General features: G+C 51.5%; 2 protein-coding genes. One reads left to right on the top strand and one right to left on the bottom strand.

All coding sequences use genetic code 11. The features are described from left to right. Positions 1-481 precede the first annotated feature (481 nt). On the top strand, positions 482-1,498 hold the full coding sequence (locus HMPREF3169_RS08325; protein WP_070433096.1) for a DUF3644 domain-containing protein: 1,017 nt from the start codon (positions 482-484) through the stop codon (positions 1,496-1,498). A 146-nt stretch (positions 1,499-1,644) separates the two neighbouring features. Here the strand turns inward: HMPREF3169_RS08325 and HMPREF3169_RS08320 are convergent, their stop codons facing one another. After that, entirely contained in the window at positions 1,645-2,202 is a 558-nt protein-coding gene (locus tag HMPREF3169_RS08320) for a DUF4442 domain-containing protein (RefSeq protein ID WP_232751635.1), read from the bottom strand. Positions 2,203-2,381 lie beyond the last annotated feature (179 nt).

The following is a 2,381-nucleotide window of genomic DNA, read 5'->3' as shown; positions in this document are numbered from 1 at the left end:
CGGATTGCCCCTACCAACTACGCCGAAACGGCACTCCCTCACCTAACTGAGCAGGTAGTTAAGTTAGCGACCCTAAAAGTCATTACCATCTTCACTATTCTACGCTAACAAAGAGGACCGTGGAAAGAACAACGCCCCCCTTAGTCGATACCCGCTAACGGAAAACGCAAACCACACCCCCTGAACACCAGCACTCACCTTGAGTGCGGTTAGAGAACCACCTCACAACAGCAAGAAACCGCGCCCTGTAGCGAATGAAATTACTTCAGAATCACGAAACCCCTGCTCAACAAGAGTTCTTGCTCTCACGCCGCACTTATCAAATCCGACGTCTTAGTCTCCATTAAGCCCCAGCTAGAACAGTGTTTCAGCTGGGGTATTTTCCTATCATCACTGACTTCCGGATCGTCCGTGCTATTACCGAGCGTAGGCAGGGAACAGGCTGAGAACGCCGAAGAGATGACTCGGGGCAGAAGTTAGAATGGTTCCTGTGGATAAGGGACAGGAAGAGATTATTGAGCGGCTCCTAGAAAAGAGCAAGGAAGCTTTTGCTCTTGCAGTGGAGCTGTACAACAGGCCAACGTTGAAATACCACGTGGAGACCTGTTCAATTTTTCTCTGCAACGCATGGGAACTAATGCTCAAGGCGTACCTGATCCGAGAGCGGGGAATCGAGTCGATCTATTACTCGGACGAATCTGGAAAGACAATTGCTCTAGCAGACTGTCTCAAGAAGATTTTTACGAATGATAAAGATCCCCTGCGCATCAACATGGCGGAAATCATTCGCTTCCGCAATGTCAATACTCACTTCATCACTGATGAGTATGAGATTTTCATCGGACCGTTCCTGCAAAAGTCTGTCATGAATTATGCAGATAAGCTCCTCGATCTTCATGGTGAATCCGTTAGTGATTTAATACCGGAGAATCACTTGACGTTGGCCGTGCGCCGCGGTGCAATTGACCCTGACGTGATTCGGACGAAGTACGAGCCTCATGTCGCAGAGAAGCTTCTTAAGATGAGGCAGCTAGCCGCCGACGCGGCAGGAACCGGAGAAGGAGGTGCTGCTGCCGTCATCTACGAGACAAACCTGCGCATCGTCAAGAAGGCGAAGGATGCCGACCTTAACGTCTATGTCGACAAAGACGCGGAAGCCGGCGTCACCATCGTTAAAGACATCCGAGATGCTGCTTCCTATTACCCTTACACAGTTGGTAATGCAGTAAAAGAGGTGCGAAACCGGTTAAGGAAGTCGAAAACCACTATTTACTTCCGAGGCGAGGAAAAGTTATTCAACCGGTGGCACTTCAATCTCTTCAATAAGGTATTCCAATTTAGAGAGGATGCCAGGTACGCACACGATCGCAGCACCGCTGGAGAACCCAATTCATCCTGGACATACTCTCAGCGAGCAATCGAGTTTATCGTTGCACAACTCGAAAAAGAGCCAGGGACGTGTATTGATGCTTTGCAGGCCAAGGCGAAAGCAAAGTAAAAACGCCAACCCTCGGAGCAAAGGAATTCTCAGGCCGAAGCCCTACTCCCATTCGGGAACCCAGCTTTATCCTTCTTGGGTTGGCGCTGTACCCGCAAGAATAGTTGGGCGTGAGGCTTTCTACAACACAATTTTTCCCGGTGTGCTCAAAATGGCTTCAAAGCACTAGATAAACACAGCACAAGAATTTCGGGAAGCACCCTCAGTAGTCCAAGCGTCACTAGCCAGCGTCTGTGGCCAAGTGCAGCTTGTTTCTGCTTGCGCCGGTAATAGACTTGGCGGCGCACATGAGCGACGACATCGCCTTCCTCATCGATGATGTCCACGTCGAACCAATGCAAATACTTCTCACCGTTGGCCGTCTTTTCTTCGATGAGCGCGTAAGTCTCCTCGGGGATACGCATATCGGCGGTGACCGTGCCGCGGCCGGGTTTCAGGTACTTAATCTCACCAGCGGCATCCCAGATGCGGTACTCCTTGCCCAGTCGATGCATGGACGCAAGCATGAAGAACGGGTCCGTCATGGCGGAGAGCGTGCCACCGAAGGCAACACCCATGGCGTTCTTGGTCAGCATGTTTGGCCTGTGGCTGACAACGACGCGAGTGCCGTCATCAGCAAATTCTTGGATCTTGATGCCAGCGCCCAAGAAGGGCGGCCAGAATCCCATGAAGCGCTTGAGCTGGCGTGCAGAAAAGCGGGCCATGAGGAAAGCTCCGTATGAGTTGTGGGGGACAGGTGGGCTAAATGGCGCCAACTCTACCGTTACGGGATAGGGGATAGTTTCGGTCCGTAGCGTGCCGTTTGCCATGGTGACATTTGGCTATATCTCCAGATAACTGGCGAAGTAGATGTCGATTTGGGGTAGTTGGTACCGCGAGTCCG

This window comes from Corynebacterium sp. HMSC08C04, assembly GCF_001807495.1.
Taxonomy (GTDB): Bacteria; Actinomycetota; Actinomycetes; order Mycobacteriales; family Mycobacteriaceae; genus Corynebacterium; species Corynebacterium simulans.
The sequence above is the reverse complement of the archived record's forward strand: the minus strand, read 5'-3'. Positions and strand labels throughout refer to the sequence as shown.